We start from the raw sequence: 15,165 nt of genomic DNA on the forward strand, positions 1-15,165 counted from the left end.
ATGGGAACACAAGAAGGAACGGTGGTGCTCGACGTCAAGCATCTGCGCACCGAGTTCGGCACGCATGAACGGCCGCTGGTCGCTGTCGATGACGTTTCGTTCCAGGTAGGGCAGGGTGAAATCCTCGGCCTCGTCGGCGAATCCGGCTCGGGCAAAAGCATCACGCTGCGTTCGATCCTCGGCATTGTCCGCCCACGCGGACGTGTCGCTGGCGAGATCCTGTGGAACGGTCAGGATCTGGTCGCGCTTGACGAGGCTCGGCTCCGGCGTATCCGCGGCCGCGAGATCGCAATGATCTTTCAGGAGCCGATGTCGTCACTCAACCCGCTGCTGACGGTCGGCCTGCAGATTTCGGAGAACCTCGTCGCCCATACTGACCTCGACGCCAGGCAGAGAAGAGCGCGGGCGATCGAACTCCTCGATCTCGTCGGCATCCCCGCCGCGCGCAATCGTCTCGACGACTTCCCGCACGAGTTCTCCGGTGGCATGCGCCAGCGGGTGATGATCGCCATCGCTCTTGCCTCAAACCCGAAGCTGCTGTTGGCCGACGAGCCGACGACAGCGCTAGATGTCACGATCCAGGACCAGATCCTCAGGCTGATCCAGTCGCTGAGCCGCGACCTCGGCATGGCAGTGATCCTTGTGACCCATGACATGGGCGTCGTTGCCGAAACCTGCGACCGCGTCGCCGTCATGTATGGCGGCAGGCTTTGCGAGATAGGGACGACGACGGACGTGATTGCCGATGCGCGTCATCCCTATTCGCTGGGGCTGTTGCGCTCGATCCCGCGGGATGTGGCGCCGCGATCGCCACTCTATTCCATCCCCGGCGCACCGCCCGCTCTGAACGCGCTGCCGCCAGGCTGCGCCTTCAGCGCCCGCTGTCCGGTCGCCGGTCGCGAATGCCCAGACCTTCGGCCCAAACTCGAAGTGATCGGCGCGTCGCGGCTGGTCGCCTGTCATCACCTTGCAGACGCACAAACGCATTTCGGACCGCGGGAGGCGGCGCAATGACGACCATTCCGACTTCGGTAGGCACGACGCCCTTGCTTTCGCTTCGCGCGCTGTCGATCCAGTTCGAGAAGCGACGCTCGCTTTCCGACACGCTTGCCCGACGTCCGCAACAGGTCGTCTCGGCGGTCAATGGCATCGATCTCGACGTGATGCCGGGTGAGACGCTGGGCATCGTCGGGGAATCCGGTTGTGGCAAGTCCACGCTCGCGCGCCTGATCGCCGGACTGCACCGCCCAACCGCCGGCGATATCCTGTTTGAGGGCGAAAGCGTCGTCGGCCTCAAGGGGGCGCGGCGGCGGGCCTATAACAGGCGCGTCCAGATGATGTTTCAGGATCCTTATACCTCGCTCAATCCGCGCATGACCGTGCGTGATACACTGCGGGAAGCGATATCCGTGCATCGCATGCGTGAAGGGGCTGCGATCGACCAGCGCGTCGACGAGCTGCTGGACCTTGTCCGGCTGCCCGAAGGGGCCGCCGACAAATATCCGCATGAATTCTCGGGCGGCCAGCGCCAGCGCATCGGAATCGCTCGCGCGCTCTCGCTGGAGCCTATCTGCCTTGTGGCCGATGAACTGGTTTCGGCGCTCGACGTTTCGGTGCAGGCGCAGGTCGTCAATCTGTTGATCGAGCTTCAGGACGAGCTGGGCTTGACGGTGCTGTTCGTGGCGCATGATCTCCGGCTCGTGCGCCACGTCTCGCACCGCGTCGCCGTCATCTATCTTGGCGCGATCGTCGAGATCGGCCCGTCGGAGGCGCTGTTTTCGAAGCCGATGCATCCCTATTCCAAGGGGTTGCTTGCTGCCGCGCCTTCGCTCGATCCCGACGCAAGACGTCGCGCCCCCGCGCTATCAGGCGAGTTGCCGAGCCCGCTCGCGATCCCGCCTGGTTGTCCGTTCCACGTGCGCTGTCCGCACGCGACCGAGCTCTGCCGTCGCGAAAAGCCGGTGCTGCGTCCGGTCGGTGCCGGCATGACCGCCTGCCATTTCGCCGAGACGATCGGCGACGCCTGAAACTCAATTCGATAAGGAAGACATCATGGATACGAGAGCAAGGCCGGATATCTCCGGCCGGATCGGCGCCCTGCGGCGCAAGCTTGCGGAAACCGGGCTCGACGGCTACGTCGTGCCGCGCTTTGATGAGCATCAGGGCGAATATTGCGCGCCGCACGACAATCGCCTGGCTTTCGTCACCGGGTTCACCGGTTCCGCCGGCGTGGCGATCGTCATGCGCGACCGCGCCGCCATCTTCGTCGATGGCCGCTACCAGGTGCAGGTGCGCGACGAAGTGGATCTCGACACCTTTGCGATCGAGCACTTTTACGATGCGCCGCTCAAGGAGTGGCTGAGGAACAACCTGCGCAAGGGCGAGCGCGTGGGCTTCAATGCCATGCTGCTGCCGTCGACCTGGGACGTGGATTGCGGCCGGTCGGTGAAGGCTGCGGGCGGCTTTTGGACGCCCGTCGACGAGGATCTTGTCGACGCGATCTGGGCCGATCAGCCGGAAAAGCCGCTCGGCAAGATCATGGCCTTTCCGGTTGCCTATTCCGGCGAAAGCGTCGCCGAGAAGAAGCGCCGCATCGCCGCCATGCTGGCGGAGCAGGGGGCGGACCTGCTGATCGAGGCGCAGCCGGACAATATCGCCTGGTTCCTCAACGTTCGCGGTCGTGACGTTGCCTTCAACCCGATGCCGCAATCCTTCCTGATCTTCGATCGCGCCGGGCAAACCGAATGGCTTGTCGATCATCGCAAGCTGCCGAACGACCTCTCGGATTTCGAGCTTGACGATGTCGCGATTGCCGAACCCGGGAAACTGCTTGAGCGCGTCAAGGCGATGGCGGCCGAGCGCACGGCGTTGATCGACCCGGGTTTTGCCCCGTCTGCGGCGGCGCATGCGACGCGGACCGCTGGCGGAACCGTGCAACTGGTGCGAAGCCCAATCACGCTTGCCAAGATGCACAAGAACGCGACCGAGCTTGCCGGCTTTCGCGATTGCCACCGTCTCGATGGCGCGGCCTGGATCCGCTTTTTCGCCTGGCTTGAACAAAATGCCGCCGATCGGGATGCGAGCGGCCGGCCGGTGAGCGAACTCGAGGCGGAGGAGCGCATCCTCGGTTACCGGCAGATGGAGGAAAGCTTCGTCGAGCCAAGCTTCCGGTCGATCTCGGCGGCCGACGGCCACGCGGCAATGTGCCATTACGCGGCGACGCATGAGACCAGCGCGCCGATCAAGAGGGGCGGGGTCTACCTGCTCGACAGTGGCGGTCAGTATCTGACGGGCACCACCGACGCGACCCGCACGACCGCGATAGGTCCGGTCAGCGACGAGATCAGGCGTGCCTACACCGCCGTGCTCAAGGGGCTGATCTCCATGGTAACGCTGAAGTTTCCCAAGGGAACCTACGGCCACCAGCTCGACGCCTTCGCCCGTCGTCCCCTGTGGGATCTCGGGCTCGACTATGACCACGGGACTGGTCACGGCGTTGGCCACTTCCTTTCGGTCCATGAACAGCCCCAGCGCTTCGATCGCCGCGTCAACGAGATCGAGTTGAAGCCCGGCATGGTGACGACGATAGAGCCCGGCTACTACAAGGCCGGCGCCTACGGCATCCGCATCGAGAACCAGGTGGAGGTGGTGGACGATGGTGACGGTTTCCTGAGCTTCCGCAGCCTGACGCTGGTGCCGATCGACCTGCGGCTCGCCGACATGGATTTGCTGACCGCAGCCGAGCGGACGTGGATCGATGCCTATCATGGCCGGGTCGTACAGGAATTGGACGGGCTGCTCGATCAGGAGACGGTCGGCTGGCTGGCCGAACGGACAGCGCCGGTCGGCGCGTGATCGCTTTTTGGCCGTCTTTCCCTTCGCGGCCTTGCGTGACGGACAGTATTGTGGCGGCGGGCCGATTGGTCCGCCGCTATTCTCTTTCTGATGGGCGGTCGCTCGGCGGTCGTGTGCGGTGCCTTTCATTCAAATGTGACTCCTCTTGCTCGCACGGCACCGTTTGTGATATTTGTCACAAAGATTGTTCGGGCCGCGCAAGGCTGCAGGACTTTTCTGACACGGAAGAAATCATGGTCAGCCGCAAGACAGCCCGCATCATCCAGCTCGCCGACGCGCTTTCGGGGCGGAGAGTTCTGCATCTGCGCGATGCTGCGGCCCTGCTTGGCGTCTCGGAAATGACGATCCGCCGCGACGTTGCCGACAATCCCGGCCAGTTCGCCTTTCTCGGAGGGCATATCGTGCCGGCGGGAGAGATTGAGCCCGATGCGCCCTATGAGCTTGCGCGCGAAGCCGACAGCCATGCGGCCGCCAAGCGCGAGGCCTGTGTCCACGCCGCCCGCCATATCCGGCCGGACGAGACGATCTTCATCGATTGCGGCACCACCTTGGAATACCTCGTCGATCTCATTCCGGAGGATTATTCAATAACGGCAGTGTGTTATTCGCTCAATGTGGCGGAGAAGCTGACGCACAAGCCCAATGTCCGCATCGTCATGCTGGGCGGCGTCTATCACCCGTCATCGGCATCCTTCTCCGGCAATTCCGGGCTGGAAACGCTCGATTCGCTCGGCATCAACGTTGCCTTCCTTTCAGCGGCGGGCGTTGATCCGGGCCGAGGGGCGACCTGCGTGCATTTCCACGAGGTGTCGGTAAAGCAGAAGGTCATTTCGCTTGCCCGCGAGAACCATCTCGTCATCGATCTCAGCAAGATCGGCAAGCTGAAGCCGGCGTTTTTCGCGCCTCTTCACGTCTTTCGATCTGTCATTACCGAAGAGGGCGAAACCCTGGTCCCGGGGCAGTAATCGCGGCTGGATCAAAAATATTACGAATTCGTCAAAATCCGGACGCTTCGCTTGACACCCTCAGTATTTGATGGAATAGTCACAAAAAATCGGTAGAAAAATAACAAAATTGACGATCTCCACGGCTGCGCCCCGGGTGTAGAGTTGTGCCGTGACAGGGAGTTCAAGGAGCCATCGCTTGGAAGACCTAGCTGTGAAGTCAGGCGCGACGAAAGCCGCGCAATCGCCGGCGGCGGGCCATAACTGGCTGCGCAACAACGGCATGGATCTCGACCTCGGCTGGGTGCTGGACCAGCGCGTCAACCTGTCTGCCGCCGAGCGCCGCGTTGCGACGCTGCCCGGCCGTCGGACGGTCAAGAAGGACGCCCAGGCCGCCTGGCTGCTGAAGGCCGTCACCTGCATCGACCTCACGACCCTCAACGGCGACGATACAACCGAGCGCGTCAAGCGTCTCTGCGCCAAGGCGCGGCAGCCCGTGCGCCAGGATCTGCTCGACGCGCTTGGCATGGGCGGTCGCGGTATCACGACCGGTGCTGTCTGCGTCTATCATCGTTTCGTTTCGACCGCCGTCGAGGCGCTAGACGGTTCGGGCATTCCCGTCGCCGCGGTTTCCACCGGCTTTCCGGCCGGTCTTATCCCGCACGATGTGAAGCTGCGCGAGATCGAGGCCTCGGTTGCCGATGGCGCCAGGGAAATCGACATCGTCATTACCCGCGAGCATGTTCTCACTGGCAACTGGCAGGCGCTCTATGACGAGATGCGTGACTTCCGCGCCGCCTGCGGCGACGCCCATGTGAAGGCGATCCTCGCCACCGGCGACCTGAAGACGCTGCGCAACGTCGCGCGCGCTTCGCTCGTCTGCATGATGGCCGGTGCCGATTTCATCAAGACCTCGACCGGCAAGGAAGGTGTCAACGCCACCCTGTTGGTGACGCTTGTCATGCTGCGCATGATCCGTGCCTATCAGGAACAGACCGGCCTCAAGGTCGGCTACAAGCCCGCCGGCGGCATTTCCGCGGCCAAGGACATCCTGAACTACCAGTTCCTGATGAAGGACGAACTCGGCCGTGAATGGCTCGAGCCGGATCTCTTCCGCATCGGCGCATCGAGCCTGCTTGCCGATATTGAGCGTCAGCTCGAGCACCACGTGACCGGCGCCTATTCGGCCCTCAACCGACACCCGATTGGATGATCCCGATGACTGTCGCAAGGTATTTTGACGAAATGTCCTACGGCCCCGCGCTCGAAGCCGACACCGAAGCCCGCCAGTGGCTGGCGCGCCACAAGGGCGAGTTCGGCCACTTCATCAATGGCGCTTTTGTCGCGTCTGCTTCCGGCAAGTCTTTCGACACGAACGAGCCGGCCACGGGAAAGCTCCTGGCGAAAATTGCGCTCGGCGGCTCCAAGGACGTCGACGATGCGGTTGCCGCCGCCCGCAAGGCGCAAGGACCCTGGGCGAAGCTTCCGGGTCATGCCCGGGCGCGGCATCTCTATGCACTCGCCCGCATGATCCAGCGCCATGCGCGTCTGATCGCCGTCGTCGAGGCGATCGACAATGGCAAGCCGATCCGCGAAACCCGCGACATCGATATCCCGCTTGCCGCCCGCCACTTTTATCATCACGCCGGCTGGGCGCAGCTGCAGGAAACCTTGTTCGCCGATCAGGTGCCGGTCGGCGTCGTCGGCCAGGTCATCCCCTGGAACTTCCCGTTCCTGATGCTCGCCTGGAAGGTCGCGCCGGCTCTGGCGCTCGGCAATACCGTCATCCTGAAGCCGGCGGAATTCACGCCGCTAACGGCGTTGCTCTTCGCTGAACTTGCTGCCGCTGCCGGTCTGCCGGCCGGTGTGCTGAACATCGTGACCGGCGAGGGCGAAACCGGCGCGCTGATCGTCGAGCATTCGGATATCGACAAGATCGCCTTTACAGGCTCGACGGAGGTCGGCCGGCTCATTCGCGAACGTACCGCCGGCACCGGCAAGTCGCTGACGCTGGAACTCGGCGGCAAATCGCCTTTCATCGTCTTTGACGATGCCGACATCGACGGCGCCGTTGAGGGTGTGGTGGACGCCATCTGGTTCAACCAGGGCCAGGTTTGCTGCGCCGGTTCGCGCATCCTCGTGCAGGAAGGCGTGGCGCCGCTCTTCTACGAGCGTTTGAAGCGCCGCATGCAGACGCTGCGTATCGGCCACCCGCTCGACAAGGCAATCGACATGGCGGCGATCGTCGCGCCGGTGCAGTTGCAGCGGATCGAAAGCCTGGTTGCCAAGGGCGTCGCCGAAGGGGCCGCTCTGCATCAGCCGTCGATCGAACTGCCGAAGGGCGGCAGCTTCTATCCGCCGACCTTGCTGACCGGCGTGCAGCCAACCTCGATCGTCGCGACCGAAGAGATCTTCGGGCCGGTCGCCGTCTCGATGACCTTCCGCACCCCGGAAGAGGCGATCCAGCTTGCCAACCACACGCGCTACGGCCTTGCCGCCAGCGTCTGGAGCGAGACCATCGGCCTGGCGCTGCACGTCGCGGCAAAGCTCGCCGCCGGCGTCGTCTGGGTCAACGCCACCAATCTCTTCGACGCGTCCGCCGGTTTCGGCGGCAAGCGCGAGTCCGGCTTCGGCCGCGAGGGCGGTCGCGAGGGCTGCTATGAATATCTGAAGCCGAAGGCATGGCTTGGCCGCAAGCTCAGGGCGGCGGTTGCCGAACCGGCGCTGAAACCGGTCGCTGGTGATTTCGCCCTGCCGACCGTCGACCGCACCGCCAAGCTCTATATCGGCGGCAAGCAGGCGCGGCCGGACGGCAATTACAATCGCAACGTTCTATCGCCCAAGGGCAAGGTGCTCGGCGAGGTTGGCGAGGGCAATCGCAAGGATATCCGCAACGCCGTCGTCGCGGCGCAAGCGGCATCCGCCTGGTCCTCCGCAACGACGCACAACCGCGCCCAGATCCTCTACTACATTGCCGAAAACCTCAGCGGCCGTGCCGAGGAATTCGCCGATCGTATTGCCGACATGACCGGTGCTTCGGCCGCCAATGCCAAGGCGGAGGTCGAAGCCTCGATCGCGCGCCTGTTTACCTACGGCGCTTGGGCCGACAAGTACGAAGGTGCGGTGCACCAGCCGCCGCTTCGCGGTGTCGCACTTGCCATGCCCGAGGCGATCGGCGTCGTCGGCGTGATCTGCCCGCCGGAAGCACCGCTTCTCGGTATGATCAGCCTCGTAGCGCCGTTGATCGCCACCGGCAACCGGGTCGTCGTCGTGCCGAGCGAGCCGCATCCGCTGGCGGCGACCGATTTCTACACCGTTCTGGAAACGTCCGACGTTCCGGCCGGCGTCGTCAACATCGTCACCGGGTCGGCGATCGAGCTGGCAAAGACGCTTGCAAGCCACAACGACGTCGACGCCCTCTGGGCTTTCGGCACGCCTGAACTTTCGACGCTGGTCGAGAAACTCTCGTCCGGCAACCTGAAGCGGACCTTCGTGGATTACGGCAAGGTGACGAACTGGCTCGACCGTGACGCCGCGGAAGGCCCGGCCTATCTGCGCCGCGCGACCGACGTCAAGAACATCTGGATCCCCTACGGCGAGTAGGGGGGCGCCACGCGCGGGGCGGAGGGAGCCGGCTCGCGCGATGGAAAAGTGAACAGCTGGGGAGACGCGTTTGTCCTGAACGGGAAACGCATATGGTGCGGCCGCGACGGCATGGCGCCTGGAGGAGGACTGTATGCTCAAGAATATCGACCCGGCCCTTAATGCCGACGTGTTGCACGCGTTGAGATCCATGGGGCACGGCGACACGGTCGTCATTTCCGACACCAATTTCCCGTCCGACGCCATTGCCCGCAAGACGACGCTCGGCACGCTGCTGCGCATCGACAATGTCTCGGCGGCGCGTGCGGTCGAAGCGGTGCTTTCCGTGCTGCCCCTCGACACGCCGCTGCAGCCTTCGGCCGGCCGTATGGAGGTGATGGGAGCGCCAGATGAAGTCCTGCCGGTGCAGCAGGAAGTCCAGTCGGCGATCGATCGCGCTGAAGGCAAGTCGGCGCCGATGTACGGCATCGAACGTTTCGCCTTCTACGAGGAAGCCAAGAAGGCCTATTGCGTCATCAGCACGGGCGAGACGCGGTTCTATGGCTGCTTTCTCTTCACCAAGGGCGTGATCCCGCCCAAGACCTGACGGACCGCCTGCGCGGTCTCCGCGCGGTGCTAGACGACTTATGAAATCGCGAGAGATTGCCTGGGCACACCGTTTTCTGCGGTGCGGCCGCAGGGGGAGGCTTGAATGAAGGTTGGTGTTTCGATCCTTGGTATCTTCGTGGCCGATACGGCCTATCTGGCGCGGCGCATGCCGGTTGTCGGTGAAACGATTACCGGCAGCGGCTTTTCCGTCGGACCAGGCGGCAAGGGTTCGAACCAGGCGGTAGCTGCAGCGCGGGCCGGCAGTCCGGTGTCCTTCATCTCCAAGCTCGGTCGCGACACCTTCGGCGAGATGGCGCTGCGCACCTATGTCGAAGCCGGCGTGACGCCGAAGATCGTGCAGATGGACGATCTGCCGACGGGTGCCGCCTTCATCTACGTCAACGACCAGAACGGCGAGAACGCCATCATCGTCTATCCGGGTGCTGCCAGCCGGCTCGATCAGTATCGATGATGTCGAGGCTTCCCGCGAGACGATCGAGGGATCGCGCGTCTTCGTCACTCAGCTGGAGCAACCGGTTGCCGCAGCGCAACGCGCACTCGAGATCGCCCATGCCGCCGGCGTCACCACTGTCTTCAACCCGGCGCCCGCCGAACCTTTCCCGGATGCGATCTACCCGCTCTGCGACTATTTGGTGCCGAACGAGACCGAGGCCGCGGCCATCGTCGGCTTTGCGCTGTCCACTGAGGATGACATCAGGCGCGCTGGCGACGTGCTGTTGAAGAAAGGCGCCAGAACGGCGCTGATCACCCTCGGCGAACGCGGCGTGCTCTATCACAACCACGACCAGTCGGTGCTCGTACCAGCGGTTGCCGGTGGACCGGTAATCGATACGACCGGGGCAGGGGATGCCTTCGTCGGCGGCTTTTCGGCAGCGCTGGCGCGTGGGCTCGCGCCGGTCGAGGCGGTGCGCTTCGGTTGCGCCACGGCCGGCATTGCCGTCACCCGTCGTGGCACGGCGCCGGCCATGCCGACGCTTGCCGAGATCGAGGCGCTGCTGGCGAGAGGGGCGGCCGCATGACGCGCAACGACCCAATCAAGCATTTCTTCATCTGGCCCGCCCTCATCATCGTCCTGCTGATCTCGATCTTCCCGCTGGTCTATTCGCTGACGACCAGCTTCATGAGCATGCGGCTCGTGCCGCCGACGCCGGCTCGTTTCGTCGGCTTCGGCAACTATCTGGACCTGCTGCAAAACCCACGCTTCTGGCATGTGGCAGGCACGACGACGCTGATCGCCTTCATCTCCGTCGGGCTGCAATATGTGATTGGCCTTTCGGTGGCGCTGGCGCTGAATTCGCGGGTTCCGGGCGAGGGGATCTTCCGCGTGAGTTTCCTGTTGCCAATGCTGGTGGCACCAGTTGCCGTCGCGCTGATTGCCCGCCAGGTGCTCAATCCGACCATGGGCCCGCTCAACGAGCTGATGTCCGCGCTCGGATTTCCCAATCTGCCTTTCCTCACCCAGACGAGCTGGGCGCTCGGATCGATCATCGCCGTCGAGGTGTGGCAATGGACGCCCTTCGTCATCCTCATGCTGCTTGCGGGGCTTCAGACCCTGCCGGATGATGTCTACGAGGCAGCCGCGCTCGAAAACGCCACGCCGTGGCAGCAGTTTCGCGATATCACCTTTCCGATGCTGTTGCCGATCTCGGTCGCCGTCGTCTTCATCCGCCTGATCGAGAGCTACAAGATCATCGATACGGTCTTCGTCATGACCGGCGGCGGGCCGGGGATTTCGACCGAGACGCTGACGCTGTTTGCCTATCAGGAAGGCTTCAAGAAGTTCAATCTTGGCTACACCTCGGCGCTCTCCTTCCTGTTCCTGATCGTCATCACCGTGATCGGCCTCGTCTATCTCGCTATTCTCAAACCCTACCTGGAGAAGCACAAATGAGCGTGCGCACTCTCAAGGGGAAGCGTCGCTGGCTGGCGCTCGGCGGCTGCCTGATTTGGCTCGCCATCACCTTCTTTCCGCTCTACTGGGTGTTGATCACCTCGTTCAAGACGCCGATCGCCGTCGTTGGCGGGCCGACCTATCTGCCCTTCGTCGATTTCGAGCCGAGCCTGACGGCCTGGAGCGAGCTTCTGTCTGGCCAGCGAGGCCAGTTCTTCAACACGTTCCTCGCTTCGACGATCATCGGTCTTTCGGCATCGATCGCGGCGACCTTCATCGGCGCCATGGCGGCCTATGCGCTGGTTCGTTTCACTTTCCGCTTCCGTCTGCTTTCTGCCCTCATCTTTGTGGTGATCGCCTTCGGCGGGTTCCTTCTCGGCCGCCATGTGCTTGGCTACGGCCAGGGCATCTCGCTTATCTATGCCTTTGTCGCGGCGCTTGCGCTGGCGATCATTTCCAGCAGGTTCCGTCTGCCCGGGCCGGAGCTTGGCAACAACGACATCGTCTTCTGGTTCGTCAGCCAGCGCATGTTCCCGCCGATCGTCGCGGCCTTCGCTCTCTACCTGATGTATACGGAGATGGGCAAACTCGGCTTCAAGCTGGTCGACAGCTACATCGGCCTGACCTTCGCCTACATTGCCTTCTCTCTCCCGATCGTCATCTGGTTGATGCGCGACTTCTTCGAGGCGCTGCCGGTCGAGGTCGAGGAAGCCGCGATGGTCGACAACGTGCCGTCCTGGCGGATCTTTTTCGGCATCGTGCTGCCGATGTCGAAGCCGGGGCTGATCGCCACCTTCATGATCACGCTTGCCTTCGTCTGGAACGAGTTTCTGTTTGCGCTGTTCCTGACCAATTCCAAATGGCAGACGCTGCCCATCCTCGTCGCCGGCCAGAACAGCCAGCGCGGCGATGAATGGTGGGCGATTTCCGCTGCCGCTCTCGTTGCCATCATCCCGATGATGGTCATGGCCGGACTTTTGAGCCGGCTCATGCGCTCCGGCCTGCTTCTTGGAGCGATCAAATAAGCAACCGACTTTGGCATGTATTCATTCACAGGGAGGATAGAATGAGGAAATTTCTACTGGCATCTGCATCTCTCGCCGCACTCGCGTTGGGGAACGCGGGAACGGCGCTTGCCTGCGATCCGGATTACACCGGCGTCGAATTGACGGCGACCACACAGACCGGCCCATACATCGCCTCGGCGCTGCAGCTTGCAGCCAAGGGCTGGGAAGAAAAGACCTGCGGCAAGGTGAAGGTCGTCGAGTTTCCGTGGTCGGAACTCTATCCGAAGATCGTGACCTCGCTGACATCGGGCGAAGACGCCTTCGATGTGATCGCCTTCGCGCCTGCCTGGGCACCTGATTTCACCGACTTCCTCTCGGAAATGCCGGCCGACATGCGCAAGGGCGCCGATTGGGAGGATATCGCGCCTGTCTATCGCGAACAGTTGATGGTGTGGAACGGCAAGGTGCTGTCGCAGACCATGGACGGCGACGCCCATACCTATAGCTACCGGATCGATCTCTTCGAGAACGCCGACAACCAGAAGGCCTTCAAGGCGAAGTACGGCTACGACCTGGCGCCGCCGAAGACCTGGAAGCAGTATCTCGACATCGCCGAATACTTCAACCAGCCGACCAACAACCTCTGGGGCACGGCGGAAGCCTTCCGCCGCGGCGGCCAGCAGTTCTGGTTCCTGTTCAGCCACGTTGCCGGCTATACCAGCCACCCGGACAATCCCGGCGCCATGTTTTTCAATCCGGAGACGATGGACGCCCAGGTCAACAATCCCGGCTGGGTTCGTGGCCTCGAGGAGTACATACGCGCCTCGAAACTCGCGCCGCCGAACGCGCTGAACTTCTCCTTCGGTGAAGTGAACGCCGCCTTCGCCGGCGGGCAAGTGGCGGAATCGATCGGCTGGGGCGATACCGGCGTCATCGGCGCCGACCCGAAGCAGTCTAAGGTCGCCGGTAATGTCGGCTCGGCACCGCTGCCGGGATCGGACGAGATCTGGAACTACAAGACCAAGAAGTGGGACAAGTTCGACCATGTCGTCCAGACCTCCTTCATGGCCTTCGGCGGCTGGCAGGCGGCGGTTCCCGCAACCTCGACCAAGCAGGAGGCGGCCTGGAACTATATCCAGTACCTGACGAGCCCGGCCGTTTCCGGCCAGGCGGCAATCACCGGCGGTACAGGTGTCAATCCCTATCGCATCTCCCACACGACGAACCTCGATCTCTGGTCGAAGATCTTCTCCGAGCGCGAAGCGAAGGAGTATCTCGGCGCGCAGAAGGACGCGGTGACCGCCAAGAACATCGCGCTCGACATGCGCCTGCCCGGCTACTTCTCCTACACCGAGGTGCTGGAGATCGAGCTTTCCAAGGCGCTTGCCGGCGAAGTGACGCCGCAACAGGCGCTCGATAGCGTCGCCGAGCAGTGGAACAAGCTGACCGACGAGTTCGGCCGCGACAAGCAGCTCGCCGCCTATCGCGCCTCGATGGGCCTGCCTCAGGAATAACGAGACTGCGCCCGCCCCGAGACGATCGGGGCGGGCCTCAAGCGCCCGGGCAAGACCGGGTATCGACAGCAGCAAAGGTTTCCGCATGTCACAGGTCCGACTGGAGCAGATCACCAAGTCCTTCGGGAACGTCACCGTCATTCCGCCGCTCGATCTTCAGATTGCGGATCGCGAGTTCGTCGTGCTCGTCGGGCCGTCCGGCTGCGGCAAGACAACGACCCTTCGGATGATCGCAGGTCTTGAAACCGCGACCTCGGGTTCGATCCGAATTGGCGAACGCGACGTAACGGATCTGCGCCCTGGCTTGCGCAATTGCTCGATGGTATTTCAGAACTACGCGCTCTATCCACATATGACCGTTGCAGAAAACATCGGCTACGGCATGAAGGTGCGCGGCACGCCCAAGGCCGAGATCGACAAGGCGGTGACGGACGCCGCCCGTATTCTCAACCTCGGCGCCTATCTCAATCGCAAGCCGAGCGCGCTTTCCGGCGGCCAGCGCCAGCGCGTGGCGATCGGTCGGGCGATCGTGCGCCAGCCCGATGTCTTTCTTTTCGACGAGCCGTTGTCCAACCTCGACGCCAAGCTGCGCATCGAAATGCGCACCGAAATCAAACTGTTGCATCGGCGTCTTCAGACGACCGCCGTCTACGTCACCCACGACCAGGTGGAAGCCATGACCATGGCGGACCGCGTCGTCGTCATGAACCAGGGCCGCATCGAACAGGCAGCCGACCCGATCACGCTTTACGAGGCGCCCGCCAATCTCTTCGTCGCCGCCTTCATCGGCGCGCCCAGCATGAATTTCATCGAAGGGCGGCTTGAAGGCGGTGATGGCGGTTTGCAGTTCAAGGGTGATGGTGATGTGGCCATCAAGGTTCCGGAGCACCGCGCCGGAAAGCTCGGCGCTTTTGCGGGCAAGGACGTCGTCCTCGGCATCCGCCCGGAACATACGATTGCCGCGGACGCTGGAGCGCCGACCGTGAAGCTGACGGTGCGCGACGTCGAGCCGCTTGGGCCTCACACGCTGGCGCTCGGCAAGGTGGGCCAAGCCGCCTTCACGGCGCAGGTTCACGCTGCGTCACGCATCGGCCCAGATGACCAGATCGAGGTGCCGATCGAGGCGGCGAAGATACACTTCTTTGTGAAGGAAACTGGCAAAGCGATCGGCCGCTGACCGGAAAGGGGGGCCGAAGGCGGTGACGCCCCCGGCCTGCCGTATTACTTCTGCTCGGCGCGCGCGGCGGCGAGGAAGGCGAGTTTCGCCGGCATTTCCAGATGCTTGGAGAGCGCGACGCGCTCAGGCGTGTAGTGATGCTCGACGTCGAGGCAGTTGACCGTGCCGAGCAGTTCGCCGCCGACAACAACCGGGATGTTCGCAACCGAACCGCAGCCGAGCGACCAGATGGTTTCGTGGTCGCCGAAGACCTTGGAGATGTCGACGATGGTGTTGGCGACGAAGGTCTGGTGTGCCTTGTGCACGATGTCGAACCAGCTGTCGTAGCGGATCGGCTTGGTGCCGGAGGTCGGGTATTCCTCAGGGTGCGAGGTATAGGCGCGGCGGGCGACTTCATTGACCATGTCGACCGTCATGATGGTGAAAAGCTTGGCGCCGATCACCTGGCGGCAAAGCGTCTGCAGCGCGGTCCATACCGCATCGGCATCGGTTGTCTTGGCAATCGCCGCGTCGAATTCCGCCAGCGCGGCAGCGATCTGTTCACTGTTCATGCTATGTCCTTGGG

General features: G+C 63.1%; 12 protein-coding genes and 1 pseudogene. 12 read left to right on the plus strand and 1 reads right to left on the minus strand.

The annotated features are described in order from the left end of the window. The 12 genes and pseudogenes from BLU35_RS09090 (at nucleotide 1) to BLU35_RS09145 (ending at nucleotide 14,600) form a co-directional block, all read left to right on the plus strand. The gene (locus BLU35_RS09090) at nucleotides 1-1,014 is read left to right on the plus strand and encodes an ABC transporter ATP-binding protein (protein WP_058326373.1); all 1,014 of its coding nucleotides are present in this window, start codon (nucleotides 1-3) and stop codon (nucleotides 1,012-1,014) included. Further along, the gene (locus BLU35_RS09095; RefSeq protein ID WP_093232854.1) at nucleotides 1,011-2,027 is read left to right on the plus strand and encodes an ABC transporter ATP-binding protein; all 1,017 of its coding nucleotides are present in this window, start codon (nucleotides 1,011-1,013) and stop codon (nucleotides 2,025-2,027) included. The genes BLU35_RS09090 and BLU35_RS09095 overlap by 4 nt, the downstream gene beginning before the upstream one ends. A 25-nt stretch (nucleotides 2,028-2,052) precedes the next feature. Beyond that, nucleotides 2,053-3,855 (plus strand): aminopeptidase P family protein, encoded by a 1,803-nt coding sequence (locus BLU35_RS09100; protein ID WP_093232855.1) that lies wholly within the window; start codon nucleotides 2,053-2,055, stop codon nucleotides 3,853-3,855. Nucleotides 3,856-4,088: 233 nt separating this feature from the next. After that, complete coding sequence (locus BLU35_RS09105; RefSeq protein WP_058325026.1) at nucleotides 4,089-4,820, plus strand: DeoR family transcriptional regulator; 732 nt, start codon at nucleotides 4,089-4,091, stop codon at nucleotides 4,818-4,820. Nucleotides 4,821-4,998: 178 nt separating this feature from the next. Next, nucleotides 4,999-6,012 carry a deoxyribose-phosphate aldolase gene (gene deoC / locus BLU35_RS09110; protein WP_093232856.1) on the plus strand — a complete coding sequence of 338 codons (1,014 nt, stop codon included), beginning with the start codon at nucleotides 4,999-5,001 and terminating at the stop codon, nucleotides 6,010-6,012. 5 nt (nucleotides 6,013-6,017) lie between these two features. Beyond that, nucleotides 6,018-8,402, plus strand: coding sequence for an aldehyde dehydrogenase family protein (locus BLU35_RS09115; RefSeq protein ID WP_093232857.1), 2,385 nt, complete (start codon nucleotides 6,018-6,020; stop codon nucleotides 8,400-8,402). Between the two features lie 133 nt (nucleotides 8,403-8,535). Further along, a complete protein-coding gene (locus BLU35_RS09120) occupies nucleotides 8,536-8,988 on the plus strand; it encodes an RbsD/FucU family protein (protein WP_093232858.1) in 453 nt (150 codons plus the stop codon). A gap of 105 nt (nucleotides 8,989-9,093) precedes the next feature. Next, nucleotides 9,094-10,030: pseudogene (rbsK, locus tag BLU35_RS09125) on the plus strand (ribokinase). Then, nucleotides 10,027-10,902: a carbohydrate ABC transporter permease gene (locus BLU35_RS09130; RefSeq protein WP_093232859.1), complete on the plus strand. Its 876-nt coding sequence runs from the start codon at nucleotides 10,027-10,029 to the stop codon at nucleotides 10,900-10,902. Before rbsK ends, BLU35_RS09130 begins: the two are co-directional and overlap by 4 nt. Then, a complete protein-coding gene (locus BLU35_RS09135; RefSeq protein ID WP_093232860.1) occupies nucleotides 10,899-11,927 on the plus strand; it encodes a carbohydrate ABC transporter permease in 1,029 nt (342 codons plus the stop codon). The genes BLU35_RS09130 and BLU35_RS09135 overlap by 4 nt, the downstream gene beginning before the upstream one ends. A 41-nt stretch (nucleotides 11,928-11,968) precedes the next feature. Further along, nucleotides 11,969-13,423: an extracellular solute-binding protein gene (locus BLU35_RS09140; protein WP_093232861.1), complete on the plus strand. Its 1,455-nt coding sequence runs from the start codon at nucleotides 11,969-11,971 to the stop codon at nucleotides 13,421-13,423. A gap of 85 nt (nucleotides 13,424-13,508) precedes the next feature. Continuing rightward, a complete protein-coding gene (locus BLU35_RS09145; RefSeq protein WP_176907188.1) occupies nucleotides 13,509-14,600 on the plus strand; it encodes an ABC transporter ATP-binding protein in 1,092 nt (363 codons plus the stop codon). 44 nt (nucleotides 14,601-14,644) lie between these two features. Here BLU35_RS09145 and BLU35_RS09150 read toward each other — a convergent pair whose 3' ends face one another. Continuing rightward, nucleotides 14,645-15,151, minus strand: a complete 507-nt coding sequence (locus BLU35_RS09150; protein ID WP_058325017.1) for a GAF domain-containing protein — start codon at nucleotides 15,149-15,151, stop codon at nucleotides 14,645-14,647. Nucleotides 15,152-15,165: the final 14 nt, after the last annotated feature.

It is taken from the genome of Sinorhizobium sp. NFACC03 (genome assembly GCF_900103435.1).
Classification (GTDB): domain Bacteria; phylum Pseudomonadota; class Alphaproteobacteria; order Rhizobiales; family Rhizobiaceae; genus Ensifer.

Excerpts from the sequence above, each read along its gene's own strand:
- BLU35_RS09105 (WP_058325026.1), top strand. The coding sequence starts at position 4,089 with ATGGTCAGCCGCAAGACAGCCCGCATCATCCAGCTCGCCGACGCGCTT.
- BLU35_RS09150 (WP_058325017.1), bottom strand. The coding sequence starts at position 15,151 with ATGAACAGTGAACAGATCGCTGCCGCGCTGGCGGAATTCGACGCGGCG.
- BLU35_RS09090 (WP_058326373.1), top strand. The coding sequence starts at position 1 with ATGGGAACACAAGAAGGAACGGTGGTGCTCGACGTCAAGCATCTGCGC.
- BLU35_RS09115 (WP_093232857.1), top strand. The coding sequence starts at position 6,018 with ATGACTGTCGCAAGGTATTTTGACGAAATGTCCTACGGCCCCGCGCTC.
- BLU35_RS09140 (WP_093232861.1), top strand. The coding sequence starts at position 11,969 with ATGAGGAAATTTCTACTGGCATCTGCATCTCTCGCCGCACTCGCGTTG.
- BLU35_RS09100 (WP_093232855.1), top strand. The coding sequence starts at position 2,053 with ATGGATACGAGAGCAAGGCCGGATATCTCCGGCCGGATCGGCGCCCTG.
- BLU35_RS09120 (WP_093232858.1), top strand. The coding sequence starts at position 8,536 with ATGCTCAAGAATATCGACCCGGCCCTTAATGCCGACGTGTTGCACGCG.
- BLU35_RS09145 (WP_176907188.1), top strand. The coding sequence starts at position 13,509 with ATGTCACAGGTCCGACTGGAGCAGATCACCAAGTCCTTCGGGAACGTC.
- BLU35_RS09135 (WP_093232860.1), top strand. The coding sequence starts at position 10,899 with ATGAGCGTGCGCACTCTCAAGGGGAAGCGTCGCTGGCTGGCGCTCGGC.
- BLU35_RS09130 (WP_093232859.1), top strand. The coding sequence starts at position 10,027 with ATGACGCGCAACGACCCAATCAAGCATTTCTTCATCTGGCCCGCCCTC.
- BLU35_RS09095 (WP_093232854.1), top strand. The coding sequence starts at position 1,011 with ATGACGACCATTCCGACTTCGGTAGGCACGACGCCCTTGCTTTCGCTT.